General features: G+C 64.8%; 26 protein-coding genes. 10 read left to right on the top strand and 16 right to left on the bottom strand.

Going from position 1 to position 25,686, the window contains the following annotated elements:
* Positions 1-2 precede the first annotated feature (2 nt).
* Positions 3-698, top strand: a complete 696-nt coding sequence (locus FXB38_RS06615; protein ID WP_187434702.1) for a DUF1013 domain-containing protein — start codon at positions 3-5, stop codon at positions 696-698.
* Between the two features lie 86 nt (positions 699-784).
* On the opposite strand, the gene FXB38_RS06610 is transcribed toward FXB38_RS06615, so the two are convergent.
* The 4 genes from FXB38_RS06610 to FXB38_RS06595 form a co-directional block, all read right to left on the bottom strand.
* Positions 785-1,054 (bottom strand): hypothetical protein, encoded by a 270-nt coding sequence (locus FXB38_RS06610; protein ID WP_148749945.1) that lies wholly within the window; start codon positions 1,052-1,054, stop codon positions 785-787.
* 64 nt (positions 1,055-1,118) lie between these two features.
* On the bottom strand, positions 1,119-3,041 hold the full coding sequence (locus FXB38_RS06605) for a propionyl-CoA synthetase (RefSeq protein WP_148749944.1): 1,923 nt from the start codon (positions 3,039-3,041) through the stop codon (positions 1,119-1,121).
* 155 nt (positions 3,042-3,196) lie between these two features.
* A complete protein-coding gene (locus FXB38_RS06600; RefSeq protein WP_148749943.1) occupies positions 3,197-4,573 on the bottom strand; it encodes a tetratricopeptide repeat protein in 1,377 nt (458 codons plus the stop codon).
* A 68-nt stretch (positions 4,574-4,641) separates the two neighbouring features.
* Positions 4,642-5,406, bottom strand: a complete 765-nt coding sequence (locus FXB38_RS06595) for a tetratricopeptide repeat protein (protein ID WP_187434701.1) — start codon at positions 5,404-5,406, stop codon at positions 4,642-4,644.
* Between the two features lie 70 nt (positions 5,407-5,476).
* Between FXB38_RS06595 and FXB38_RS06590 the strand changes: the two genes are divergently transcribed.
* Complete coding sequence (locus FXB38_RS06590; RefSeq protein WP_148749941.1) at positions 5,477-7,054, top strand: cation:proton antiporter; 1,578 nt, start codon at positions 5,477-5,479, stop codon at positions 7,052-7,054.
* Between the two features lie 177 nt (positions 7,055-7,231).
* On the opposite strand, the gene FXB38_RS06585 is transcribed toward FXB38_RS06590, so the two are convergent.
* The 5 genes from FXB38_RS06585 to FXB38_RS06565 form a co-directional block, all read right to left on the bottom strand.
* Positions 7,232-8,038, bottom strand: coding sequence for an SDR family NAD(P)-dependent oxidoreductase (locus tag FXB38_RS06585; RefSeq protein WP_148749940.1), 807 nt, complete (start codon positions 8,036-8,038; stop codon positions 7,232-7,234).
* A gap of 11 nt (positions 8,039-8,049) precedes the next feature.
* Positions 8,050-8,469: a DUF1850 domain-containing protein gene (locus tag FXB38_RS06580; protein ID WP_148749939.1), complete on the bottom strand. Its 420-nt coding sequence runs from the start codon at positions 8,467-8,469 to the stop codon at positions 8,050-8,052.
* Entirely contained in the window at positions 8,430-10,541 is a 2,112-nt protein-coding gene (locus FXB38_RS06575) for a TRAP transporter permease (protein ID WP_187434700.1), read from the bottom strand. The genes FXB38_RS06580 and FXB38_RS06575 overlap by 40 nt, the downstream gene beginning before the upstream one ends.
* Before the next feature lie 162 nt (positions 10,542-10,703).
* Positions 10,704-11,651 (bottom strand): TAXI family TRAP transporter solute-binding subunit, encoded by a 948-nt coding sequence (locus FXB38_RS06570; RefSeq protein ID WP_148749938.1) that lies wholly within the window; start codon positions 11,649-11,651, stop codon positions 10,704-10,706.
* Between the two features lie 187 nt (positions 11,652-11,838).
* Positions 11,839-12,318 (bottom strand): hypothetical protein, encoded by a 480-nt coding sequence (locus tag FXB38_RS06565; protein WP_187434699.1) that lies wholly within the window; start codon positions 12,316-12,318, stop codon positions 11,839-11,841.
* 194 nt (positions 12,319-12,512) lie between these two features.
* On the opposite strand from FXB38_RS06565, the gene FXB38_RS06560 reads away from it, so the two are divergent.
* Positions 12,513-12,815 (top strand): hypothetical protein, encoded by a 303-nt coding sequence (locus FXB38_RS06560; protein ID WP_148749991.1) that lies wholly within the window; start codon positions 12,513-12,515, stop codon positions 12,813-12,815.
* 62 nt (positions 12,816-12,877) lie between these two features.
* Here FXB38_RS06560 and FXB38_RS06555 read toward each other — a convergent pair whose 3' ends face one another.
* On the bottom strand, positions 12,878-14,098 hold the full coding sequence (locus tag FXB38_RS06555; protein ID WP_148749937.1) for a hypothetical protein: 1,221 nt from the start codon (positions 14,096-14,098) through the stop codon (positions 12,878-12,880).
* A gap of 69 nt (positions 14,099-14,167) precedes the next feature.
* Positions 14,168-14,794: an NUDIX hydrolase gene (locus FXB38_RS06550; RefSeq protein WP_187434698.1), complete on the bottom strand. Its 627-nt coding sequence runs from the start codon at positions 14,792-14,794 to the stop codon at positions 14,168-14,170.
* Between the two features lie 72 nt (positions 14,795-14,866).
* On the opposite strand from FXB38_RS06550, the gene FXB38_RS06545 reads away from it, so the two are divergent.
* The 6 genes from FXB38_RS06545 (at position 14,867) to FXB38_RS06515 (ending at position 19,936) form a co-directional block, all read left to right on the top strand.
* Positions 14,867-15,292, top strand: a complete 426-nt coding sequence (locus tag FXB38_RS06545; RefSeq protein WP_187434697.1) for a PaaI family thioesterase — start codon at positions 14,867-14,869, stop codon at positions 15,290-15,292.
* Positions 15,293-15,456: 164 nt separating this feature from the next.
* Positions 15,457-16,479 carry an aldo/keto reductase gene (locus FXB38_RS06540; protein ID WP_148749934.1) on the top strand — a complete coding sequence of 341 codons (1,023 nt, stop codon included), beginning with the start codon at positions 15,457-15,459 and terminating at the stop codon, positions 16,477-16,479.
* A 15-nt stretch (positions 16,480-16,494) separates the two neighbouring features.
* Positions 16,495-17,808: a tetratricopeptide repeat protein gene (locus tag FXB38_RS06535; protein WP_148749933.1), complete on the top strand. Its 1,314-nt coding sequence runs from the start codon at positions 16,495-16,497 to the stop codon at positions 17,806-17,808.
* Positions 17,809-18,022: 214 nt separating this feature from the next.
* Positions 18,023-18,601: a hypothetical protein gene (locus FXB38_RS06530; RefSeq protein ID WP_148749990.1), complete on the top strand. Its 579-nt coding sequence runs from the start codon at positions 18,023-18,025 to the stop codon at positions 18,599-18,601.
* A 331-nt stretch (positions 18,602-18,932) separates the two neighbouring features.
* Positions 18,933-19,508 (top strand): cysteine hydrolase family protein, encoded by a 576-nt coding sequence (locus FXB38_RS06520; protein ID WP_148749932.1) that lies wholly within the window; start codon positions 18,933-18,935, stop codon positions 19,506-19,508.
* Between the two features lie 110 nt (positions 19,509-19,618).
* Entirely contained in the window at positions 19,619-19,936 is a 318-nt protein-coding gene (locus FXB38_RS06515) for a hypothetical protein (protein WP_148749931.1), read from the top strand.
* Between the two features lie 35 nt (positions 19,937-19,971).
* On the opposite strand, the gene FXB38_RS06510 is transcribed toward FXB38_RS06515, so the two are convergent.
* Genes FXB38_RS06510 through FXB38_RS06500 form a run of 3 tightly spaced genes read right to left on the bottom strand, consistent with a single transcriptional unit; the run spans position 19,972 to position 22,636 of the window.
* Positions 19,972-21,240: a flavin monoamine oxidase family protein gene (locus tag FXB38_RS06510; protein ID WP_148749930.1), complete on the bottom strand. Its 1,269-nt coding sequence runs from the start codon at positions 21,238-21,240 to the stop codon at positions 19,972-19,974.
* Between the two features lie 9 nt (positions 21,241-21,249).
* The gene (locus FXB38_RS06505; RefSeq protein ID WP_148749929.1) at positions 21,250-21,954 is read right to left on the bottom strand and encodes a RibD family protein; all 705 of its coding nucleotides are present in this window, start codon (positions 21,952-21,954) and stop codon (positions 21,250-21,252) included.
* Positions 21,955-21,976: 22 nt separating this feature from the next.
* A complete protein-coding gene (locus tag FXB38_RS06500; protein WP_148749928.1) occupies positions 21,977-22,636 on the bottom strand; it encodes an FABP family protein in 660 nt (219 codons plus the stop codon).
* A gap of 472 nt (positions 22,637-23,108) precedes the next feature.
* On the opposite strand from FXB38_RS06500, the gene FXB38_RS06495 reads away from it, so the two are divergent.
* A complete protein-coding gene (locus tag FXB38_RS06495; RefSeq protein ID WP_148749927.1) occupies positions 23,109-24,251 on the top strand; it encodes a helix-turn-helix transcriptional regulator in 1,143 nt (380 codons plus the stop codon).
* A gap of 8 nt (positions 24,252-24,259) precedes the next feature.
* Here FXB38_RS06495 and FXB38_RS06490 read toward each other — a convergent pair whose 3' ends face one another.
* Together FXB38_RS06490 and FXB38_RS06485 are read right to left on the bottom strand one after the other, a co-directional pair.
* Entirely contained in the window at positions 24,260-24,508 is a 249-nt protein-coding gene (locus FXB38_RS06490) for a hypothetical protein (RefSeq protein ID WP_148749926.1), read from the bottom strand.
* Positions 24,509-24,661: 153 nt separating this feature from the next.
* Complete coding sequence (locus FXB38_RS06485) at positions 24,662-25,531, bottom strand: VOC family protein (RefSeq protein ID WP_246229707.1); 870 nt, start codon at positions 25,529-25,531, stop codon at positions 24,662-24,664.
* Between the last annotated feature and the right edge of the window lie 155 nt (positions 25,532-25,686).

Raw genomic sequence — 25,686 nt, 5'->3', positions numbered from 1 at the left:
CCATGAGCAACGCACCTCTGATGCCCAAGGCGACCGCCGTCTGGCTGCTCGACAACACCGCGCTGACCTTCGACCAGGTCGCCGATTTCACCAAGATGCACCCTCTCGAGGTGCGCGCGATCGCCGACGGTGACGCCGCGCAAGGCATCAAGGGCATGGACCCGATTTCCAACGGCCAGCTGACCCGCGAGGAGATCGAGAAGGGCGAGAAGAACCAAGACTACCGGCTCCGTCTCCAGGAGAGCAAGGTCGTGCTGCCGCCCCAGCCCAAGCGCAAGGGCCCGCGCTACACCCCGGTGTCGCGCCGCCACGAGCGCCCCAGCGCCATCCTCTGGCTGTTGCGCAGCCATCCGGAGCTCAAGGACGCCCAGATCATGCGCCTGGTCGGCACCACCAAGAGCACGATCGCCAGCGTCCGCGACCGCACCCACTGGAACACCTCCCAGCTGACCCCGATCGACCCGGTCACCCTCGGCCTCTGCTCGCAGATCGAGCTCGATTTCGAAGTGGCGCGTGCGGCCAAGGAAAAGCCGATCGACGCAGCCTATGGCGGCGCCACCCTGCTGCCGGCCTCCGAGACCACCAAGAAGGACGAGTTCGAGCCGTCGGAGAAGTCGGGCGACGACCTCAACGTCGATGCCGTGTTCGCCAAGCTCAAGACTCTCGGCGGCAAGAAGCAGGAGCAAGAGGAGGAGTAGGCCTCGCTGTTTGTTTGCGATCGAATGCACTTCAAACGCGGTGGGGCAACCTGCCGCGTTTTCGTTTGCGGCTTCCTTTGGCGGCCTTACGGTCGATCGGGATGGTTCAGCATGTATTCGCCGAGATCACGCTGGCGACGATCGGCGCGTGAGGTGGCGGCACTGCGCTGCACGTCGCGGTCCTTGCGGCAGGCCACATATTCCGGCGAGCCCACGGCATAACCGCGGCTCTGGCACACCGCATCATCGTCGTCTCCGCCCATCGCCGTCGGCGTCTGGTAACGCGCCGAGCAGGCGGAGAGAGCGATGGCGAGCAGGACGGCTGCAAGCAGGCGCGGTGCGGTGGCGAGTGGCATACGAGGTCCCCTGTTGGCCCGCCCTGTTTAGCGCGGAATACGGAGAATATAAGTCACAGCACGCTCACACCCGCCCCTTCAGCGCCTCCCCGATCTCGTCAAGCACCTTGGGGTCCTCAATCGTGGCGGGCATGGCCCACACCTCGCCGTCGGCGATCTTCTTGATGGTGCCGCGCAAGATCTTGCCCGAGCGTGTCTTGGGCAGGCGGGCGACAGTGATGGCGAGCTTGAAGGCGGCGACAGGGCCGAGCCGGTCGCGCACAAGTGCTACGATCTCGTTCTCGATCTCGGCGGGCGGGCGCTTCACGCCGGCTTTCAGCACGAGGAAGCCGCAAGGCACCTCGCCCTTGATCGCGTCCTTGACGCCGAGCACGGCGCATTCGGCGACATCCGGATGCGAAGCCAGAATCTCCTCCATGCCGCCGGTGGAGAGCCTGTGGCCGGCGACATTGATGATGTCGTCGGTGCGGCCCATGACGAAGACATAGCCGTCCTCATCCTTGTAGCCGGCATCCGAGGTCTTGTAGTAGCCGGGGAATTCGCTGAGGTAGGCTTCCTTGAAGCGCGCATCCTGATTCCACAGTGTCGGCAGGCAACCCGGCGGCATCGGCAGCTTGATGACGATCGAGCCCATGGTGTTGGGACCGACGGGTTTTGCCGCGTCGTCGACGACATCGACCTGATAGCCCGGCATCGGCACCGTCGGCGAGCCGTGCTTCACCGGCAGCTGGCCCAGCCCCACCGGATTGCCGGCAATGCACCAGCCGGTCTCGGTCTGCCACCAATGGTCGATGACAGGCACCTTCAGCTGCTGCTCCGCCCATTCCACTGTCGGCGGATCGGCACGCTCGCCCGCGAGGAACAGCGTGCGGAATTTCGACAGATCGTATTGCCGGATGAACTTGCCTTCCGGATCCTCCTTCCGGATCGCGCGGAACGCAGTCGGCGCGGTGAAGAAGGCAACCGCGTTGTGCTGGCTGATCACGCGCCAGAACGCACCGGCGTCGGGCGTGCCGACGGGCTTGCCCTCATACATGATCGAGGTCGCGCCGTGCAGCAGCGGGCCGTAGATGATGTAGCTGTGGCCGACCACCCAGCCGATGTCGGAGCCGCACCACCAGACCTCGCCCGGCTTGACGCCATAGAGGTTGAACATCGACCATTTCACTGCGACCAGATGCCCGCCATTGTCGCGCACGACGCCCTTGGGGATACCGGTCGTGCCTGACGTATAGAGAATGTAGAGCGGATCGGTGGCGGCAACGGGCACGCAAGGCGCCTTCTTGCCGTCGTTCATCGCCTTGCGGCGCAGGCTCGCCCAGTCATAGTCGCGCTTTGGCGTGAGATCGCAGATCAGCTGCGGACGCTGCAGCACGATGCAGGCCTTGGGCTTCGCAGACGCGAGCTTGATCGCCTCGTCGAGCAGCGGCTTGTACTGCACGATGCGGCCCGGCTCGACGCCGCAGCTTGCGGAGAGAATGAGTTTTGGCTGCGCATCGTCGATGCGGGTCGCAAGCTCTTTTGCGGCAAAGCCGCCGAACACCACTGAATGCACCGCACCGATGCGCGCGCAGGCGAGCATCGCGACCACGGCCTCTGGCACCATCGGCATATAGAGGATGACGCGGTCACCCTTGGCGACGCCAAAATCCTGCATGATGGCGGCGAGCGCCTGCACCTCGGCCAGCAGCTCGGCATAGGTGAATCTGGTGACCGAATTGGTCAGCGGCGAATCGTGGATCAGCGCGACCTGCTCGGCGCGGCCGCGTTCGACGTGGCGGTCGAGCGCGTTGTAGCAGGTGTTGACGACGCCGCCGCTGAACCAGCGGCCGTAGACGCCTTGCGCGGGGTCGAAGATTGTCTTCGGCGGCTCGATCCAGTCGATTTCCTTCGCCGCCTCGGCCCAAAAGCCCTCGGGATCGGCCAGCGAGCGCGCATGGACCTCGTGATAAAGGCTGTTTCCGCCGGCGTTTCCTCGGACATTCATTCCCGCGCTCCCGTTCCCTTTATTGGCCTCGCCTCGACCTGACCGCGGGATGTCAGTCCCGCCATGACAGGGATCAAGTGCCGGCCTTGCTTGAGGGGTATTTTCCCGGGAACGGGCCGCGGTTCAAGCTGAAAAGGATGGACGTCGCCCCCTTCCTAGCCCTCCATCGCATTCAGCCGCTGCAACCGGTCCAGCATGACCTTCTTCAAATCGTAGCCGGGGCGGCGGAAGCTGGCGTCGCGGGTGGCGAGGAAATCATGCTGGGATTTGCGCAGATCAGCGGCCGAGCGCCGGCTCATCGACTTCAGCACGCGCTCATAGGCCTCGGCGAGCTGGCGGTCGAGCATGCCAAGCTGCGGATCGGCGCAGATCACCTTTTCCACCTCGCGCTTCGCATCCGCGCAATCGAATGACGGGCCGTTGCCGGAATTCGCAGCCAACGGCTGCGGTGACCCGGCGCCGAACTTCTCGATCTCCGCCATCATGGTGCGGCGGCCGTCCGCGGCGTTGGTGTTGCCGGGGTCGAGCCGCAGCGCCGTCTCGTAATCGGCCAGCGCCTTCTTGCGGTCGCCCATCTTGGTATAGAGCACGGCGCGGTTGTTGTAGGTCTTGGCGAAATTCGGATCGAGCTTCAGCGCGTCGTTGTAGTCGCTGAGCGCCGCGCCGAACTCGCCCTTGAACTGGTAGGAATCACCACGGTTGGTGAAGAAATTCGGCCGCGGTGCCAGCCGCAGCGCCTGGTCGTAATCGGCGATCGCCTTGTCGTAGTCCTTCATCGCGGCATAGGAGAGCCCGCGATTGTCGTAATGTTCCGGCACCTTCGGATCGAGCCTGATCGCCTCGCTGTCGTCGGCGATCGACCTGTCGAGCTGGCCGAGCTTCTTGTAGGCCGCACCACGATTGGTGTAGCTGCGCGCCCGGTTCGGATCGAGCAGCAAGGCCTCGCTAAGATCGCTCACCGCCCTGTCGTTGTCGCCGTTGAGATAATAGGTTGCGCCGCGGTCGGACCAGGCCTGCGCATAATCCGGCTTCAGCTTGATTGCCTGGTCGTAATCGGCAAGCGCCCGGTCGAGCCGGCGCTGATTGGTATAGGCCACGCCGCGCAGCTCATAGGCTTCGGCATCCTGCGGATCGAGCTCGATCGCCTTGCTGAGATCGGACGTGGCGCGGTTGAGATCGCCACCCGCCTCGCGCAACAGGTCGCCGCGCAGGCGCCAGGCGCGGGCGTTCTTGCCGTCGAGCGCGATGGCGCGGTCGATATCCCGCAGCGCCTGCGTCAGACCGCCGGAGGTCCGCGCATTGGCATCGGCCCGAACCAGCAGCGCCGCGACGCGCTCGGGATTTGGATTTGCGGCCTGGTCGATGATGGCGCTGCATGCCGGGATCAGCTCGGCTGGGGCGGCCTTGCTGCCGGCCACGCAATCGACGCCGGCTGAGGCTGGGCCAACGAGAACCAGGCTCATCGCAGCGCCTAGCAGAAGCGCGCGCAGCGGGATTTTGGATGTTTGCGCGGGAGAACGCGTGCCGCACATGAGGAAGGCTCCGTAACATCAGGTGTTCACCATTGTCGCGGCGGCCGGGGATAGGGTTCAAATGCCGGCTAGTATCCGTCCACCCCGTTCAGCCGCTGCAGCCGATCCTGCATGGCCTTCTTCAAATCATACCCCGGCCGGCCAAATCCGGCATTGCGACGCGCGATGAAATCATCCTGCTCGCGTTGGAATTTCCTTGCCTCGCCCGTGTCGTGCGCCTCGCGCAGCACGCGCGCATTGGCTGCATAGACCTCGCGGTCGAGGTCGGCGAGCTCGCGGTTTGCGCAGATCGCCTTCTCGACCGGGCGGCGCGCGCCTGCGCAATTGAAGCTGGGCTTACCAGCGACCGCCATCTGCGCGCCGATCCGCTCGAGCTCACGCGCGATCGCCTGGTGATTGGCCTTGGCTTTTTCGTGGTTGGGATTGATCCGGAGCGCCGCACCAAAATCCTGCACCGCCTTGGGCTTGTCGCCCTTCTTCAGCCAGAGCTCACCGCGCGCATTGAAGACGTCGGCGAGCGTGGGATCGAGCAACAACGCGCGGCTATCGTCGGCGATGGCCCGGTCGATCTGGTCATGCCGCGCCAGCAGCGCGCCGCGCGCGATCAGGGCCTTGATCAGATCGGGTTTTGCCGTCTTCTCGTTGTCGATGACGGCGGCGCAGGCCGGGCCCGCTTTGTCCATGTCATCGGCCGCGGTTGCGGACAGGCATGCCGCGACGTCGATCTGCGCGGTGGCGGCCGGCTCGCCCCCGGTCGCGGCCCAAGCGGCACCGAGCGAAAGCGTTGAGAGCGCCACGGCTCCGGACAATCGAAGGAGTTTTTGAAAACGCATGCTCGCTGCAGCCGGAAGGTCTTGCCATGAGACGGTACTATCCATCATACGGCCGAATTGGTGCTAGCTTATGGCGCCGCTCACATCGGTTTCGGGGATCGTCGTGTCGACATTCGAATGGATCATCGCGCTTCTGCTCGGCGCCGTTGCATTATCGGCGCTGGCGCGGCGGATCAAGGTCCCCTACCCGACCTTTCTCGCCGTCGGCGGCGCGCTGATCCCTTTCGTGCCGAACAGCCCGACCTGGGCGCTGCAGCCGGACCTGGCGCTGGCGCTTTTTGTCGCACCGGTGCTGCTGGACGCCGCCTTCGATACTTCCTTGCGCGATCTCCGCAACAACTGGGTTCCGGTCTCGACCCTGGTTGTGGCCGCGGTCGGCCTGACCACGGTCGGCGTCGCCATTGTCGCGCACCGGCTCTTTCCTGATATGCCCTGGGCCGCCGCGGTGGCGCTCGGCGCGATCGTGGCGCCGCCGGATGCGGCAGCGGCGGTCGCGATCCTGAGCCAGGTCAAGCTGCCCTACCGCATGGTGAAGGTGCTGGAGGGCGAGAGCCTGCTCAACGATGCCAGCGCGCTGCTGATCTACCGCATCGCTGTCGGCGCGGTCGTCACCGAGCATCTGACGTGGAGCGAGGTCGCGCCGACCATGGCGCTGGCGCTGGTCGGCAGCGTGCTGGCCGGCCTTCTTGCGGGGCGCATCATCCCGCCCATCATGGAGCGCGTCAGGGAAGTGCCGAGCGCGATCATCGTGCAGTTCGCCACCACCTTCATGATCTGGATCGCCGCCGAGCATCTCGGCCTCTCCGGCATCCTCACCATCGTCGTCTACGCCATCACGATCGCGCAGACGGCGCCGGCGCGCATGCCGGCGCGGCTGCGCGTGCCGTCCTACGCGGTGTGGGAGACCACGGTGTTCGTGCTCAACGTGCTCGCCTTCATGCTGATCGGCATGCAGATGCGGCCGATCTGGACCAAGCTGAACGCGGACGTGCGCTGGGAATATTGCGTGGCTGCGGCGTGGATCCTGCTCACGGTCATTCTGGTCCGGCTGCTCTGGATTACATTCTATCGCACGACCCTGCGCGTGCTGATCGCTCATGGCATCTATCACCCCAAGGATCCGAAGCAGGTCGCTTCGCCCAAGGGCGGCCTCATCATCTCCTGGTGCGGCATGCGCGGCCTGGTCACGCTCGCGACCGCCTTCGCGCTGCCGGAGAATTTTCCTTATCGCGACTTCATCGTCTTCATCGCCTTCGCGGTCGTGCTGGGCTCGCTGGTGATCCAGGGCCTGACGCTGCGGCCGCTGATCCTCGCTTTCGGCCTCAAGGATGACGATCCCGTTGGCATCGAGGTCGCGCGCGCCCGCGCCATCGCCTATCGCGCCGCGCTCGATGCAATCGAGGACGATCCGTCGGAAGAGGCCGAGATCCTGCGGCTCGAATACCGCGCCATCCTGATGCAGGCCGACGACGATCCGCACGGCGGCATCGCCAACGGCGAATTGCCCGCCGATCCCCTGCGCCGTCGCGCCATCGACGCCGCGCGCAAATCGATCTTCAGCCTGCGCGCCACCGAGGTGATCGGTGACGACGCGTTTCACCGGATCGAGGAGGAGCTGGATCGGGCGGAGTTGAGTGCGGGGGGATGATGCGCAAACACCACTGTCGTCCCGGACAAGCGTAGCGCAGATCCGGGACCCATACGCCGCAGCAATCGCTTTGTGAAGACTCGGAGTTGCCTGCTGCGCGTCAAACCACTCCCTGTGGTTATGGATCCCGGGCTCGCGCTGTGCGCGCCCCGGACGACAGGGAGTTTGAGGCGATGCTTACGCCCCCGCCTTGCAGGTGATCCCGCCGTCGACCACGAGCTCGATCCCCGTCACATATTTCGACTCGTCCGACGCCAGGAACAGCGCGGCGTTGGCGACATCGAAGGCGTCGCCCATGTGGCCCATCGGCACTTGCGCATCGCGGGCGCGCCACATCGCTTCCACATCGCCCTTGGCGTAGCTGTTGGCGAGGCCGGCGGAATGCTCCACCATCGGCGTCTTCATCAGGCCGGGCAGGATCGCACTCACCCGCACATGGTGCCGCGCGAACTCGATCGCGGTGGTGCGCGTCATCTGGTTCATCGCGGCCTTGGAGGCGCCGTAGGTGACGTAGGAGATGCCCATGTGGCGGATCGAGGCGATCGAGGAGATGTTGATGATCGAGCCGCCGCCCTGCGTCACCATGACGGGAATGACGTGCTTCATGGCGAAATAGGCGCTCTTGAGGTTGATGCTGAAGACGCGGTCCCAGCTCTCCTCGGTCACCTCGACCACGCTGCCCATCTCGGCGATGCCGACATTGTTGTCGAGCACGTCGATGCGGCCATAGGCCTTGAGGCACGCCGCGACCATCGCCTCGATCTCGGCAGGCCGCGACACGTCCGCGGTGAACGCGGTCGCCTTGCCGCCCTCGCCGGTGATGATCTTGGCGGTCTCCTCGGCGGCCGCACCGTTGCGGTCGACGCAAAACACCTGCGCGCCCTCGCGCGCAAAGGTCACCGCCGCCGCCTTGCCGTTGCCCCAGCCGGGCCCGATCGAGCCGGCCCCCACCACCATCGCAACCTTGCCCTTGAGCCGGTCCATCGCGTGTCTCCTTATCTCTGCTGTTCGTCGCAGATGCTCATCTTGGTGACGTTAGCACCGACGGGATGGCCGACAATCTCGGAAAGCGTCCGGCACGTCCCGTCATGGCATAGCCGCCATTCGCCGGCAGCGCCCGAATTGCCGAGCACGACCTCCGGCATCGGCGCGCGCGCAGGCCTCCACTGAAACCAGCCGTCGACGAGCCGCGCTTCCGGCGGCGGCTCCATGCCGGGGCCGGTGCCCTTGACGCGGGCCTGCATCAGTTCGAGGCCTGCAGGCGTGACGCGCCAGTCTTCCTGCCACTCGACCTTCGCGATCGAATGCGTCCATGCAAGCGTGAACGCGGACAGCGCCAGCGCCTTCACGCCGCCGGCTGTTGCGAGGCAGAGGCTCACACCGCCTCGACCACGGCCGGCGGACGCTGCCGCCATTGCCACAGCACCAGCGCCGCCGAGAGAACGAAGCCCGCGGTGTCGCTGAACGGAAAATCGCCGAGCAGGCACATCGCGGCGCCGAGCGCCACCAGACGCTCGAGTAGCGTCAGCCGCGTGAACAGGAAGCCGATCGCGACCATGCCGAACAGCGCGATCGCCACCAGCGCCTTGAAACTCGCGAGCGCGACCGCGCCGTAGAAGCCTAGCTTGGCCGCCATGGGGTCGCCGGCTTGCAGCATCAAGGCCGGCGAATAGACGAAGATGAAGGGAATGACGTAGCCGGCAAGCGCGATGCGCATCGCTTCCCACCCGATCTTGTCCGGGTTCTCCTTCGCGATCGGCGCTGCCGCCAGTGCGGCCAGCGCCACCGGCGGCGAGAGATCGGCCATGATGCCGTAATAGAACGCGAACATGTGGCTCGCGATCAGCGGCACGCCGAGTTTCGCCAGCGCGGGCGCTGCGAGCGCAGCCGTGATGATGTAGGTCGGGATCGTCGGGATGCCGGTGCCGAGCAGGATCGACAGCAGCATGGTCATGATCAGCGCCAGGAACAGGCTCTTCTCGCCGAGCCCGATCACCCAGCCGCCGAAGATGGTACCGACGCCGGTCTGGGACATCATGCCGATGATGACGCCGACGATGGCGCAGGCCATGCCGACGGTGATGGCGGATTTTGCGCTCTCCGCAAGCGAGTCACGGCAGGAGCGCAGTGCCGCCATCCCGCCGCGGATGAAAGCCGTGATCACGATCAGCGCGACGACGACGCAGCCGACCGGCACGATCTTCAACCCGTCGTGCGACAGCGCGGCGACGACGAGCGCAAGACCGATCCAGAAGATGGTGCGGATCAGCATGGAGGAGGCACCGGCCGCGATGCTGGTCCCGAGGATCAACCCGACCGTCAGCGCGAGGCCCATGCTGCCTGCATAGAGCGGCGTGAAGCCCTCGAACAGCATGTAGACCAGGGCCGCGAGCGGCAGCACGAGGTACCAGCCCTTGACCAGTGCGTTCCAGGCACTGGGAGTTTCCGAGCGCTTCATGCCGACGAGGCCGTGCTTGCCGGCTTCGAGATGCACCATCCAGAAGGCCGAGGCGAAGTAGAGCACCGCAGGGATGGCGGCGGCCTTGACGATCTCCGAATACTGGACGCCGAGCGTCTCCGCCATGATGAAGGCGACCGCGCCCATCACCGGCGGCATGATCTGCCCGCCCATCGAGGCCGTGGCCTCGACGCCCGCCGCAAATGCGCGGCGATAGCCGAACCTGATCATCAGCGGAATCGTGAACTGGCCGACGGTGACGACGTTGGCGACGCCCGAGCCCGAGATCGTGCCCATCATGCCCGAGGCAAACACCGCGACTTTCGCAGGGCCGCCGCGGGTGCGGCCGAACAGGCCGAGCGAGACGTCGGTGAACAGCTGGATCATGCCGGCGCGCTCCAGGAACGAGCCGAACAGGATGAACAGGAAGATGTAGGTCGCCGACACGTAGATCGGCACGCCGTAAAAGCCTTCGGTGCCGTAGGCGAGATGCGTGATGATCTGGTCGAAATCATAGCCGCGATGGTTCAGCGGCGACGGCAGATATTGCCCGAAGAACCAGTAGACGAGACACGCGCCGCACATCAGCGGCAGCGCCGCGCCCATCAGGCGCCGGGTGCCCTCGAAGATCAGCACCGCGAGCAGCGTGCCGACGGCGAGGTCAAGCCTGGTCGGATCGCCGTCGCGCGCGATCAGGTCGGCATAGAAGATCCACTGATAGAGCCCGCAAAAGAAACCGGCACCGCCGATCACCCAGCCGAGCGCGCGGCCAAGACTGCTCTTCGCGGTGAAGTTGGCGATCAGGCCGAACGTGAGCAGGACAAGGAAGCCGACATGGACGCCGCGCACCACCTGGCTCGGCAGATAGTTGAAGGCGGCAACATAGAGCTGGAAGGTCGCGAACGCGATGCCGATCCAGTAGGCGAGCGTGCCCCACCAGCCCGGGCCAAAGCCTTCCGGAAAACCGTGCTCGAAATTGTCGAACTCGACCTTGATCGGCTCCGCGGAGCTCTCCGCCTTTTCCAGCATTACAAATCGCCCCAGTCCAAGCCCATTCAATCTATAGCAGCAACACGATCCACCCGGACCGTCATGGCCGGGCTCGTCCCGGCCATCCACGGCTTAAAGCTCATCCTAGAACGTGGATGCCCGGGACAAGCCCGGGCAAGACGTCGACGGAGAAGGCGCGCCTTACTTGATCAGCCCTTTTTCCTTGTAATAGCGGATCGCGCCGGGATGCAGCGGGATCGGGCTGCCGGTGGCGGCCGTCTCGAGCTTGATCTCCTTGCCGGCCGCGTGCGCGTTGGCAAGCTCGGGCAGCGACTCGTAGACCAGCTTTGTCATTTGATAGGCAAGGTCGTCGGACACGGCTGAACTGGTGACGAGATAGTTCACCACGGCCGCGGTCGGGACGTCCTTGTCCTGCCCGCTATAGGTGTTGGCGGGAATGATCGTCGAGATGAAGGGCGGGCCGATCTTGTCGACGGTCTCCTTCGGCACGGCCACCACACTGATCGCGCTCGAGCTCGAGAGATCCTTCAGCGAGGCGACGCCGAGGCCGGCCGATTGCAGCGTCGCACCGAGCTGGCGGTTCTTCATGAGGTCGACGGATTCGGCGAACGGCAGGTATTCGACCTTGCCGAGATCCTTGTAGGTCATGCCGGCGGCCGAAAGGATGGCGCGCGAGTTCAGCTCGGTGCCCGATTTGGGCGCGCCGACCGACAGGCTCTTGCCCTTGAGGTCGGCGAGCGTCTTGATGCCGCTCTCGGCGGTCGCGACGATCTGGATGTAGTTCGGATAAATCGCGCCGATGGTGCGCAGCTTGTCCAGCTTGGTCTTGAAGCCGGCTTCCTCGTCGCCTTCCCAGGCGGCCTTCAGCGAGTCGCCCAGCGTGAACGCCAGCTCGCCGCGACCCTGCTGCAGCAGGATCAGGTTCTCGACCGACGCCTTGGTGGCCTGCACCTGCGTCTTCACGTTCGGAATCTTGTCGCCGTAGATCTTCCCGATCGCGACGCCGAGCGGATAGTAGACGCCGGAGGTGCCGCCGGTCAGCACGTTGATGAAGGATTGCGCATGCGCGCAAGGTGCCGACGCCGCCACAGCAAGAGCCGCGGCCACGCCGAAAATCGTCCGTTTCATGGTTGTTTCACTCCCCAAACCGGCGGCGAAATTGGCCGGATGAGGGGAGCGGGTCAACCCATCCAAAAGGCAAAACAGGACTGCGGTAAACGGCCGATTCGCCTTGATTTTTCAGGGAACTCGGCAGGTGCGGCGACATGGCGCAGCCGGGGTCATTGGACCGCGGCTCGCCGTCATTCGAGAGCCGTTACTGAAAGGTCATGTCCAGGCACTTGGAGATGTCGGAGCCGAGGCCGGAGGAGATGGTGATGCAGCCGCGGATCTTCTGCGCGGCCATGTCGGCGGCCCAGATCGAGTAGCCGCCGGGGCCGAAGAACGAGTTGGTGTTCGGCGGCTCGGTCTCGGTCGCGTCGAAATCATAGTGCCCGTCGGTCTCGAAGATGCGCGGCTTCTTGGTGCAGCCGCCATCGGTCTGGACGTTGATGACTTCCTTGTTGTCGCGGGTCAGCGCCAGCGAGACCTGACAGCGGAAATATTCCGAGGTCTTGGTATTGAAGAGATAGGTGTAGGACTTGCAGGTCGCGGTGTTGAGCTTGCCCGGCGCAAGGCCGCGGCTGCACGAAATCCGCTGGTTGTGGCTGAGCTGGTAATCATCGGCCCGGGCGGCCGGCGCGAGCGCCGTCAGCGACACCCCGGCAATCCAGCAAAATTTAATGACATGGCGCATTCGAATCATCCCCACCAATATCTTTGTCGTGTTGCGTTCTAGACTGAAAGCGGAACATAGTCGCGAGGGGACGAAGGGAAAATCACAAACTACTGGGCAAGACGTGATGCGCTGCGGCGTCATCGCGGATTGACGCGGAAACGTCGTTCGTGATTTGTTCAAGCAGAGCACCTCAACGACGGGGAGGATGGATGATGGCATTTTCAATCAAGACATTTGCAATTGCAGCCGCGCTGGGCGCGCTCGCCGCCCCCGCATGCGCGCAGAACGCGGCGACGCCGTGGGAGCTCAAGCCGGACACCGGATATGCCTATGACAAGGAAGGCAAGACGTTTTCCTACAAGATGGGCACCAGCAATGCCGGCGAGCTGCTGAAGGGAGCCAGGAAAGTGCCCAAAGGCACGCTGTTCTTCATCGGCCAGAACGGCCAGCTCTACATGCGCAGCGGGCAGTATCTCGAGGGCGACGGCAGGTTCAAGTTCGGGTCGGATCGGTAGGGCGGGCGATAGCGGCGCGCTCCCTCGCCCCGTTCTTACTGAGCGAGGCGAAGAGACACCGTCTAAAACGCCGCCGTCAGCTCCCGCGCGCCGGAATTGTTGCTGTTGCTGTCCATCCGCGCATCCGTCACCGCGAGCAGCTTCGCCACCGTGTTGTGGCGGATCGCGACCGGATTGCGCTCGTAGCCGCCGCGCTGGAAGAAGTTCGATGTCGGCACCTGCTCGCGCATCGCCTGCGGCATGGTCACCATGTCGAGGCCGGTACCGTCGCCGGTGAGGTTCATCATCTCGAGCTCGGCGGCGGTGAGCGGACGGGTGTAGCCCTTGGCGCGTGCGAACAGCACCGAGGTCAAGAGCTTGTGGGTCTGCAGCATCGGCCCGATGTCGATGTCCAGCACCATCGCATGCATGGCCCAACCCTGCGCGGTGTCGCCGATCTTCTCATGCTCCGACCAGGTGTCAGGCACCGATTTCGCATGCGCCACCATCTTCTTCAGAACGCCGAGCTTGTGCTCGAGCGACTGGCGCGCCGGCCCTGAGCTGCGAGCCACCTTGTCGGAGAGCGCACGGATGAACTCATGGCCCTGCTCGGCCAGCAGCTCGACGCTGTTGGTGGTGAGCAGCTGGTTGTAGCCCATCGCGGTCGAGATCGCGCGCTTGCCGCCGTGCTCGATGCCCGCCTGCACGTCAAAATTGCCGGTGCCGCCGGTCTCGAACGAATAGACCCGCACCGCCTGCTCGCGCGTGAGCCCGGAGGAGAGCGCGTAGCGCGCATAGGCGCGCTTGAACTCGACCTCGTTGGTCGGACGCTGCGGCGTGAATTGATAGAGATCCTGAGCGGCGCGCAAGAGATCGGAAGCCACCGGAAGCGGCTTGCGCGTGGGGCGCTCCGGCGTTTCCTCCGGCTCGGGGTTCACCGGCCGCTTCGGCCCGGTATAGACCGGCGGCTGGTCCAGCACGTAATCGTCGAGCGTGATCTGCTGCCCGCTGCGCCGCTTGGCATTGCGGCCACGGCGCTTTTCCGTGACCTGGCCCCAATAGGCGCCGGCCTCGGCATCGAAGGCGCCGCGGATCTGCTGATACTCGGCCAGCTTGCGGCGATATTCGAGCACCGCCGGCGACGCGCCGCCCCCGCTTTGCGCAAAAAACTGCGACAGAAGCTGGGCGTTGGCATTGCTGACGGCGGGCGGCAGCGCATCGGACTCGCCGCCACGCGCGGCGGAGACGAGCAGGACAAACGCCAGTGGAACCAGCGCCAGTTGTTTTCGAATCGAATGATGCATGCTGCCCTTTTAGCAGGCATCCGGTAACCGTCACGTTAACGCGCCGTTTACCTCTTTTTGTTGCTTGCGTCACTTCCAGGCGAACACCGGCTGTTCCAGGTCGCCGACGCGGGTCTGCCGCCCCGCGAGTACCTCGCGGAACTGGTAGATCAGCGCCGCCGTCGGCGCATGGATCAGGCTCATCTGGTGATGGAAGCGGATCACACGACGGCTGCTTTCGGCGATATCCGTGAAATCGAAGGCATCATCGCGCTCGATCGTGTCGAGCGAGATGCGATGGACGGAGGCGACCTCGTCCGGGTTCGGCGTGATCGCATTGCTCTCGGCAGCCCAGACCACGACCGGCGTGATCAGATAGCCGGAGCGCGTCGGATAGTCGTCGAGCAGACCGAGCACGGCGTCGACCGGAAGCTTGAGCGCGAGCTCCTCGTCGAGCTCGCGCAGCGCCGCCTCGACCGGCGTCTCGCCGGCATCGCAGCGTCCGCCCGGCAACGCCCACTGGCCGCGATGCGCACGCAAGCTCGATGCGCGCCTGGTCAGCAGAAACGCGGTGTCGTCGCCGTCATTGGATGCGGTCAGCGCCAGCACCACAGCGGCGCGCTTCAGCGCCGAGGGCTCGGCCGCATCGGGCAGCCGCGCGAATGCCGCGCAGGCGTCTGCGATATTCCGTCTGGTGGCATCGCCGAAAGCTCTCATGATGCTTGACTACACCAGGACCGCGCTCGATGAAACGAGGAGAGATCAAGCGTTGCAAGGATGGACGGAGCGATGACCAGCAGGACCGCCGCAAAGCTCAAATCGGACGGCTGGACCATCCTGGAGACCACGGGCTTCATGCACCTGGTCGGCCCGTTGTGGGAACGCAAGGTCGACGGCCAATACGAATTCGCAATCGCCACCGAAGACAAGCACCACAACCGCCGCGGCATGGTCCAGGGCGGCGTGATGATGACCTTCGCGGACCGCACCTGCGGCATGACCGCCCGCTACGTCTCGGGCAAGGAGTACATGGCGACGGTGCAGCTCGACACCCATTTCGTGGAAGCGGGCAAGATCGGCGACATCCTGATCTCCCGCCCCCGCGTGGTGCGCGCGACGCGCAACCTGATCTTCATGAGCACCGAGGTGAGCGTCGACGACCGCTGCATCGTGATGGCGAACGGTGTGTTCAAGATTTTGAAGGGGCCGGTGTAGTCCTGCGCCGTCAGGCCGCTACCGCCCTCTCCACGTCATTGCGAGCGCAGCGAAGCAATCCAGAAATCTCTCCGCCGACGCATCTCTGGATTGCTTCGCTGCGCTCGCAATGACGGAGTGAGGCGGATATGCTGACGCCCACAAAAAGCAGCAAGGACAGCCCCATGCAATACCGCCAGCTCGGCCGCTCCGGCCTGAAAGTGTCGCCGATCTGCCTGGGCACCATGATGTTCGGCGGGCCAACGGATGAAGCGGCATCAACGCGGATCATTGCCAAGGCCCATGAAGCCGGCATCAACTTCATCGACACCGCGGACGCCTATTCGAAGGGCGGCTCCGAGGAGGTCGTGGGCCGCGCGATCGGCAACAACCGTCACGCCTGGGTGCTTGCGACGAAGCTCGCGAATCCCATGAACACCGGGACGGGCAACGATCCCAATCGCGTCGGGCTGTCGCGGCGCTGGGTGTTGCAGGCCGCCGACGAGAGCCTGAAGCGGCTCGGCACCGACCACATCGACATCTACTATCTGCACAAGGAAGACCACGCGACGCCGCTGGAGGAGACGGTGCGCGCGATGGGCGATTTGATCCGCGCCGGCAAAATCCGCTACTTCGGCGTCTCCAACTACCGCGCCTGGCGCGTCGCCGAGATTTGCAACATCTGCGACCGGCTCGGCATCGACCGTCCGGTGGCGAGCCAACCCTATTACAACGCGATGAACCGCATGCCCGAGGTCGAGCACTTTCCGGCCTGCGCCTATTACGGCCTCGGCATCGTGCCCTATAGCCCGCTGGCGCGCGGCGTGCTCACCGGCAAGTACAAGCCGGACGCAGCCCCCGACAAGGAAACGCGCGCGGGCCGCAACGACACCCGCATGATGCAGACCGAATGGCGGCCGGAATCGCTCCAGCTCGCGCAGGAGATAAAGGGCCACGCCGAGAAGAACGGCATCACCGCCGGCCAGTTCGCGGTGGCCTGGGTGCTCAACTCCGCCTTCGTCTCGTCGATCGTCGCAGGCCCGCGCACCGAGGAGCAGTGGGACGGATACATAAGCGCGCTCGACTACAGCTTCACTGCGGAGGATGAAGCGCTGATCGACCGCCTGGTCGTGCCGGGCCATCCATCGACGCCGGGCTACAACGACCCCGCCTATCCGATCGAGGGACGCCGCGCGCGGACGGCTTGAAATCCGGAGACAACGATGGCGCTTGAAGACCGCTACGGACTGCCGCTCTCCACCACCTCGCACGAGGCAGCAAGCGCCTATCGTGAAGGCATCGATCTTATGCTCGCCGGCTGGACTGGCACGACGGAGACGCTGGAGCGCGCGATCGCCGCCGATCCGGATTTTGCGCTGGCCCACATCGCCCGCGCCCGCGTGCATGCGTTCTACCAGCAGGGCGATCTTGCACGGCAGAAGGGATCGCTGGCGCGCGAGCTTGTGGCCAGACGCGGCACGGAGCGCGAGCGCTCGCATGTCGAGACGCTGGCGCTCGCTATCGAGGGACGCGGGCCCGACGCGATCGCCGCGATGTTCAAGCATGTCGAGAGCTGGCCGCGCGATGCCGTGGTGCTGTCGCTGCCGCTTGGCGCGTTCGGCCTGTTCGCCTTCTCCGGCATGGCCGATCACGATCGCGCGCGGCATGAGCTCTGCGAACGCGTCGCGCATCACTATGGCGAGGACTGGTGGTTTCTCACCATGTCCGGCTGGGCGATGACCGAGAATGGCGACGTCGCCCGTGGCCGCGCCGTCACCGAGCGCGGCTTCAATTTGCGCCGCGCGAACGCCCACGCCGCACATGCCGTGTTGCATGCGATGTTCGAGGACGGCTCGATCGAGGCGGCCGACCGTCTCGTCGACGAATGGCTTCCGACTTACGACCGCGCCGGCATCCTGCACGGCCATATCCTCTGGCATCAGGCGCTCGGCGCGCTGGAGCACGGCGATGCGGCCCGCGCGCTCAAAATCTATGACGACGTGCTGCAGCCCTCCGCCACGCAGGCGCCGCCGCTCAACGTCATCACCGACGGCGCCTCGCTGCTCTGGCGCCTGTCGGCCTACGGCCACGCCGTGCCAAGGGCGCTCTGGGTTGAGGCCGACGCCACGGCTCAAAAACTCTTCCCGAAGTCGAGCCTGCCCTTCGCCGACGTCCACATGGCGCTGTTTGCGGCCGCGACGCAAAATCGCGCGGCGCTCGCAGCACGCCTGACCGTGATCGAGCAGCGCCTTGCCGATGGCATGCTGCCTGCCGGCCCCGTGGTGCCGGCGATCTGCCGCGCGCTCGCGGCGTTCGCGGACGAGAATTACGCGGTTTGCGTGCGCGAGCTCGCGCCTGTCCTCCCTGAGGTCGTGCGCATTGGCGGCAGCCATGCCCAGCGCGAGCTGGTCGAGGACACTTTCCTTGTCGCCCTGATGCGCAGCGGCGAGCTGCCGCGTGCCCGCAGCCTGCTTGGCACCCGCCTGCATCGCCGGCCGTCCTTGCGCGATAGGCGCTGGCAGGCGGCGACGGCCTAGTTCTGCCACGAAAAAAACACCGGCCTGGCGGCAAGTGCCTGCCGGGACGGATTGGAGCGATTGGGGCGAATCGCCGATGGGTGGCGCGGTGGTATTCCAGACGGGCTTTGTCGAACGCTTGGCGGTGCAAACGGGATCGCAACCAGTTTGCGATTCGATGGTGATTGGGCGGAACTTTCGCCCGTCCGTGGCCCCCTGGCACATGATCCTGACGATGCGCCTCAGCCGGCCGGTTCTGGCTGCACTCCTCCTCTCCCTCGCAAGCCCTTGTTTTGCCGGATCTTCCAGCACGATCCCGGTGAACAATCCGCCGATCCGGCTGAATAATTTCATCGACATGCTGGCGCTGATGTCGGGCCATTGCAAAACGCTCAGGGTTGCCGGGCGCGCCTTTGCCTGCAAGACCGTGGCATTCGCCCATGACGACAAGGGCCGAGTCAATTTCGCGGTCGCCGTCGACGATCCCTCCGACGAGAACCACGTCGTGTCGTTCTCCGGCGAGAACGGGAAGCGGGCGGACGACAATTCCTATGAGCTGCCGATCGACCGCATGCTGCTCAACTCCAAGACCCGGCCGAAGGTCGACGGCCTGCCGGTGCCGGCGGAGCAGACCTCCACCGGCACCTGCCGCCAGACCGGCAATTTCGCTGCGAAGAAGGTCAACGACGTCACCTGCTCTGCCACCGACAACGAGGGCCGCAAATACGAGCTGCTGTTCGTCTCCGACGGCAAGCCAGTGAGCGTGCGCCGCATCAGGCAGTCCTCACCGTCGATCCAGGATCCGTTCAAGTAGCGGCATCGCCGAGAAAGACGCCATTCTCGCTGCCCTGTCCGAGCGGCATGGCTTTCCCGATCCGCATCCATGAGGGGGCGCTGCCCGCGCAATCCACTCTCGTGTCCCGGACGCGGTGCAGCGCGTCGCGCTGCTCCGCAGAGCCGGGACCCAGGCTGCAAAGAGTACTCGTGGAAACATGGGCCCCGGCTCTGCAGCGCACCGTCGAAGAGACGCTGCGCTGCGTCCGGGGCACGAGAAGCGTCGCGAAACGAGGGAAGATTGGCATTGTGCTCTTTCCCGATCGCCCGACATATTTGACCCAGCAAACAAGCTCCGGAATCCGCACGCCATGCCTCATCCCCTCCCCGCCCTCATCGTCGTCGACGTCCAGCGCGCATTCGACGAATGGGAGGCAGCGGGCAAGCGGCGCAACAATCCGGATGCGGTGGCGCGCATCGTTGATCTGCTCGCGGCGTTCAGGGCGAGCCGCGCGCCGATCTTCCACATCCGCCACGAAGGCACCAAGCCGAACTCGACGTTTTTGCCCTCACGCACCGGCTACGCCGTCAAGGACGAGGCGCGCGAGCAAGCCGGCGAGCCTGTGATCGTCAAGCGCGTCAACAGCGCCTTCATCGGCACCGACCTCGAGAAGCGCCTGCGCGCGAGCGACATCGCCACGCTCGTGATCTGCGGCGCCACCACCAATCATTGCGTCGAAACGACGACGCGCATGGCCGGCAATCTCGGCTTCGAAGCGGCCCTCGTGCGCGACGCGACCTGGACATTCGATCGCGTTGGCCCCGACGGCGACACGCACTCGGCCGAATCCATCCACGCGATGACGCTGTCGAACCTGAACGGTGAATTTGCCCGCATCGTGACCACGAACGACGTGATCAGCTCGCTCGCAGCGGTGCGACAATAAATCTCAGCGCGATTGCGCGTTGATCGTCTGCGTCGTTTCGACGCCCGCACTCGCCGGAACGCAACAAACGCCCATCTGTTGTCACTCGACATCTCAACTGGAGTGATGACATGAAGTATCTTTTTGTCGCGATGGCCATCGGTGCGGCTGCGCTCACCGCGTCCGCAGCCAACGCGGCAAGCGGCGGCAAGGCCAAGCCGTACGCGCAAGTCAGCCAATCGACCGACATCAGCGCGCAGCACAGGCACGGCCATTACGGCCATCGCCATCATCGCTGGCACCCTCATCATCACGGCTACTATCGGCCGCACTATCGCAGCTACGGCTACTATCCGCGACACCAAGGTTATTACGGCGGCGGACCCTACGGCTATTATGGTGGTGGCGGCCCCAGCGTGACGTTTGGCTTCGGCGCCAATCGCTGGTGAGACCAGGAGGCCCGCAGAGATGCGGGCCTTCTTTCTCAACCCTGCAAGATGAGGCCAGCCGTCTTCAGGCCGCTCGCGAGCGCAGCCTCGACCGTGCCCATGTCGCGACCACGATAGAGCGCCTCGCCGGAGAACAGCACCGGGCCATCGGCGCGCGCGAGAATTTCCTGCGCCGTCCGCGTCTGCGGCGTCGCCCAGGAATAGGCGCCGCGCGCAAAGGGATCGCGCGCCCAGTTGGCGGCTTCCGCCGCCACGAGGTCGCGTACGAGATCATCGCGTGAAAGTCCAAAGATCGCGGCGAGCGAATCGATGCCGGCGTCGATCAAGCCCCGTCGATTGAGTCCGGCCAGCGCCGCGGTGCGCGGCCCGCCGAACCAGCCAGTCAGCACGGGAAGTTCGGATGGATTCTGCGTCCACCACACCGGGATCGTCTCGTCCGACAGCAGAAAGGTGAGATCGGCGAGATCCGCCGCCCTGTCGCGCCACCATGGCCGTGTGAAGCGCAGCAGGATCTTGATGACATTGCCGAAGCCGATGTCGGCCGCGGCGGCCGCCTTTTCGCGCGCGGCTTGCGGCAGCGCGATCTCGCGCAACAGCGGTAGCGGTACGGTGAGGATCACCTTGTCACAGGTGAACGCCTCGCCGCCCGCGCAACGGGCCGCAACGGTGATACCCTCTTCGATCGCCACCACCGCGCAATTGAGGTGGATCACAACGCCATGCCTGCAGCATTCGGCCGCCAGAAACGCAATCAACGCGCCGTAGCCGCCGACGACGCGCCCCTGCGAATGGTGCCCGCCGTCCATCCACTCCGCACGCAAGGCCAGCGTCGAGGCGCGCTCGGGTTCGGCGGCGTCGTAGCCTTCGACCATCCGTTCGATCGTGTGCCGCATCCGCGCATATTGATCGCCTGCAAAATGTCGGTGCAGGAACTCGGCGACGGTGAGGTCGTCCTTCAGGTCCCTCAGCGCGGCATGAAGCTCGGCCTCATGCGGATTGTCCCGGCCTTCACGCGAGAGTTTTGTGCCGTCAAAGCTCCATTGCGTGCCTTCGATGGCCTGCAGCGACAGCCCGGCCTCGCTCATCAGACCGCGCGTGACCGGCGCTTCGCCATGGACGAACTCGGCGCCGCCATCGGCGGGATAGCCGAACGCCGACGCCGGCAGCGGATGGATGCGTCCGCCGCAACGGTCGCGCGCCTCCAGGATTGTGACGCGTTTCCCTACCCGCACAAGCTCGCGCGCGGCCATCAAGCCGGCCGCGCCCGCGCCGACGATGACGATATGCTCTGACTTGTTCGACATTGCCGTTGCTTATTGGCGCGCGGCGTCGTTCTGGATCAGGTAGCGCAGCAGCAGCACGCCGCCGCCGAGCTGCCGCGTGCTCTCCAGCGTCATCGCGGCGAGCGGCGCGCGCTTGTCGCTGTCGGCGTCCGTCGAATCGAACACGAAGGGTGCACCCCTGGCACCATCGATCGCGGGGCTGAGGATCAGGTTGAATTCGTCGATCAGGCCGGCGCGGAGGAACGCGCCATTGGCGACGCCGCCGCCCTCCACCAGCAGGCGCTTGACGCCCAGCTCGCGATTGAGAATCTCGATGGCCAATGCGAGGTCGATCTCGGACTTTCCGGCGAAGATATAAGACACGCCCTCGCCACGCAGGCCGGCGAGATGCGAATCCGGTACGCTCTCGGTCAGCACCACGACGATCGGATCGCCGCCGATGTCAGAGCGGCCCCAGCCGATCTTGCCGTGCGCGTCGAGCACCACGCCATAGGTTTCCGCATCGCGCCGCGCCAACCAGTTTTCGCGCGGGAGTATTTCGCGCGCCGTCCCGGGATAGGGCTTGCCCTTGGCGAACTCGGAGCCGGTGACGCGGCCGATCACCCAGGCATCGCCGCCGAGCTCGTCATGGATCTTCTCGAACCAGTCGGTGCCGGCGCCCTTCGGGCGCCAGCGGCTGGGATGGGTGCGGCCGTCGAGGCTCGCGTGCATCAGACAGATGACGTAAGGCTTCATACAAATTCTCCGTGCCCGCTCGTCAGGCCGGCTTACCATCCTTGGCGCGATTGTTCACGATCACCGCGAGCGGATTGAGTTTTGGCGGTGCGACCAGCAGAAGCGTATTACTATCATGATGGTCGAACGGCGCCCCGCGGACGAACAACTCGGTCTGGATCTCGTAGCTCCAGCTACCATCGTCGTTGAAGCTGATGTCGCAGCGGTAACTATCGGTGCGGAAGGCTTGTTCCAGGAAGTCGGTCGAGCAGATCCCGTAAGCGGTGTCGCCGCGCTTCGCTGTGACGGAGATCTTTTTATCATCCGGCTTGGCCTGGCCGGAGGCCAGCAGCACCTGCCCGCGCGGGATCGCAAGCGTCTGCATGATCAACCCGGTCGCGGGCTCCCAGAGCCAGTAGCCGACCTGGTCGTGGAAGGTGATGTCTTCCTCGGGCGTGTTGATGTGAATGTGATAGCGCAGCCCGTAGAACAGCTGTGGCCCGTTGGCCTGCGGATCGATCGGGTCCATCCGGATATGCTCGATGAAGGTCCGCCGCTCCGGCCCCTCCGCCTTCGGATTGATATCGATGCCCTTGTCCGCCTGCCAGGTGCCGGCGAGCCGGCGGAGCGGCCCGAGATTGGCAAGGCTGTCGGACGAGACGTCCTCGGGCTCGGTGAAAATGTCGGCGGGAATGGGGAGCATGGAAACCTCGCATCGTTGCGCGGAGCAGCAATAGCACAAGGGCGGCGTGAATCGAGCGGAATGGAACCGGAAGGGGACCTGCGCGTTGCGAGCCCTTGAGTCATTTGCCCGCCATCATTCAATGGCATCTTCAGGAAGGACTTTTGCATCATCCACTGCTGCAACTCGATTTAGTCTGCATACGCAGCGCGACATCTGCCGAAGTTTTACTCAGGACATCCCACAGACCGAGGATAGGATCTCCGCCGTCGAGCGCAGATCTCCCGGCATTCACGAAAGCCACGGCATCCGGCCAAATGGCGTCACAAGAGTTTGTGCTCGGAGTACCCCTTTTGCGCCGCGGAATCGCGGTGGTAAGACCATGAGCGAACGGGCTGTGACATTCGCCATTGGCGGATCGATCGGCTCGGGAGCGATTTTCAAGCGACGTCGGTGATTTTGACGCCGGTGATATTCAAGTGAGTAGTTTGGAATGCAGCGGGTTTCAGTCGAGAAATTCTCGGATCTCATCGGTGCTGTCTATGACTGTGTGATCGCACCTGAACGGTGGGCCGGAGTTCTGGAGGAGGTATGCACCGAGTTCGGCTTCGCCACCGGCGCGCTCTCGGTGGCCAGCCTCACCAACATGAAGGCCGTCGTCAATGCCGTCGCCGGGTCCGACCTGACCCAGATGTCTCAGAATGCGATCGGCTACGGGCCCGACATCATCGAACTCTGGGGCGGCGCCGAGCGCATTCAACAATACCCGCTCGGAGAACCCATCGTTCAATCCCAGGCCGTCCGGCAGGACATCATTTCCGGCAATCGCTATTATCGTGAATGGGCCATGCCCAAGGGCCTGTTCGACGCCGTCGCGGTCGGCCTCGTGCGCGACGGGACGATGGTCGGCAACGCGATCTTCAGCCAGCACGAGTCCGCCGGCGCCATCGACGATGCGCAGCTCAACGGATTACGCTTGCTCGCACCTCACATCCGCCGCGCCGTGACCATCAGCAATCTGTTCGACATGAAGACGGTCGAAGCCGCGGCATTCTCCGAGACCGTGGAGACCCTGACGGTCGGTGTCGTCCTGGTGGACGAGGAGTCGCAGATCGTTCACACCAACGCCGTCGCTACCGCGATGCTCGCGGCCGGCGATCCGATCTTGACGCGACATGGCCGCATCGCGGTTCAGTCGGCGACGACGACCACTTCATTGCAATCGGCCATCGTGCAGGCCGCGAAGGACGAGGCGGCACTTGGCCAGAAGGGCATTGGCATCCCGATCCTTCGCGGAAGCGGCGACCCGCTCGTCATCCACGTTCTGCCGCTGCGACGCGGTCACATGCGCGCCGGCCTGATCCAGCGCGCTGCCGCCGCCCTGTTCGTGGCGTCAGCCTCCGGACCGCCGCAGATGTCTCACGTCGCTCTCAACCAGCTCTACGATTTGACGCCAGCCGAGATTCGCATCTTCGAGCTCATCTGCGAGGGCCATACCCGCGACGCGATCTCAGGACTGCTCGGCGTGTCCGTCGCCACCGTGAAGAGCCATTTGCTTCATGTGTTCGAAAAGACAGGTTGCCGCCGCCAGGTCGACCTGGTCAGGCTCGCGAGATCACTGATATTTCCGGTATGAGGCGGCTCTCAAGCCGCTTCGGACGTCGATTTGGCGCGCTGCTCGAGCATGCCGATCGTCAAGACCAGATTGTCGCGGCGCGCGCGTAGGTTCGCCGCGCGCTGCGGATAGGTCGGCTGCTGCGCGTCGAACACCCCGACCCGGGCCTCTTCCTCGAGAATGTCGGTGTTGAGCAGCCGGACACGCCACCACAAATCGGCGATCAACGCATCAAGCCGGAGCTCTCCAGCTGCACCAGAACGGGACACTTCCTGCATCGCTTGCCTCAACCTGAAACGGCCCCCCAGTTGAGGCCTGGCTTTGGCCCTGGCTGAGCAAGCGGAGTGCCAGGAAGCGGGCGCGATCCGAAAAGCAGGGCTCCGGTCCCGCCAAGTGCGCCTGAAACAACCAGGTCGATGAAGCGTCTCGTCCTAGCGCTTCGTCTTGTGAAGCACCATCCGGCCCTGTGAAGCAATGTCACCCCATTTGGCGGACCAGGTGACCTCCGGGGCGGAGGATCGCGCGATGCCCTTTTGATCCCACGCCCCCTGCAGTGCAAACAGGGCGCCCTGGGGATCGACACATCGCACGATCCAGCAACCATCGGGCAACTCGATCGGCTCCTGAAGAACCCGGCCCCCGCCGGCATCGACCCGCCGGGCCGCCACCCCGACGTCGTCGACATTGAAGTAATGAAGCCAACACGCCTGCGGTACGCTCGGAAGCTTGGTGAGCATGCCGCCGATCGTCTGCCCGGCCGCCGAAAACAATTCGTACACGCTTGCCGGGTCGGCCTCAGTGGAGGCCTGTTGCCAGCCGAGAAGCTTGCCGTAAAACGGAAAGACCTTGCTTCGGTCTTCAGCCAGCAACTCGTGCCAGCCCACGCGCCCGGGCTGGTCCAACCCGTTCTGTTGCGATTGGCCATATGTCGGCCCGGTGACCAGCGCAAACGTCGCTCCTTGCGGATCGGCGACCACCGCAATGCGGCCGATGTTGCTGTCGGTCGGCGCGACGAGGATCGCGCCTCCAAGCCGGCGGATCTGCGCGACCCGCGCATCCATGTCATCGACGGCGACGTAGCCGAGCCATCTCGGTGTTGCTCCCATTCGCACCCCTTCTTCGGGGAGATCCATCAGCCCGACGACCGGAGCGTCGCCTGCAGCCAGTAGCGTGTAAGCCAGTTCCGGGCTCGACACATCTTTCACAGCCCAGCCGACCACCCCGGCGTAAAAAGCAGCCGCCGACGGCATATCCGTCGTCAGAAGCTCATGCCAAACAAAGCGTCCGAGTTGAACGACCAAGCTAGTGTCCCCGTTCGCGCGGACAGACGGTTGCGCACTGCATCATGCGCCGCAGCCCGTGTCATCGATAGGGAATTTGGACAGGAATTTGTGGCAATGCCATTCATGAAGATGAATGCAATCTGAACCAGCGCCATTACATTTCGTGTTCACGC

The sequence above is a fragment of the Bradyrhizobium cytisi genome (assembly GCF_008123515.1).
Classification (GTDB): Bacteria; Pseudomonadota; Alphaproteobacteria; order Rhizobiales; family Xanthobacteraceae; genus Bradyrhizobium; species Bradyrhizobium cytisi.
The sequence above is the reverse complement of the archived record's forward strand: the minus strand, read 5'-3'. Positions and strand labels throughout refer to the sequence as shown.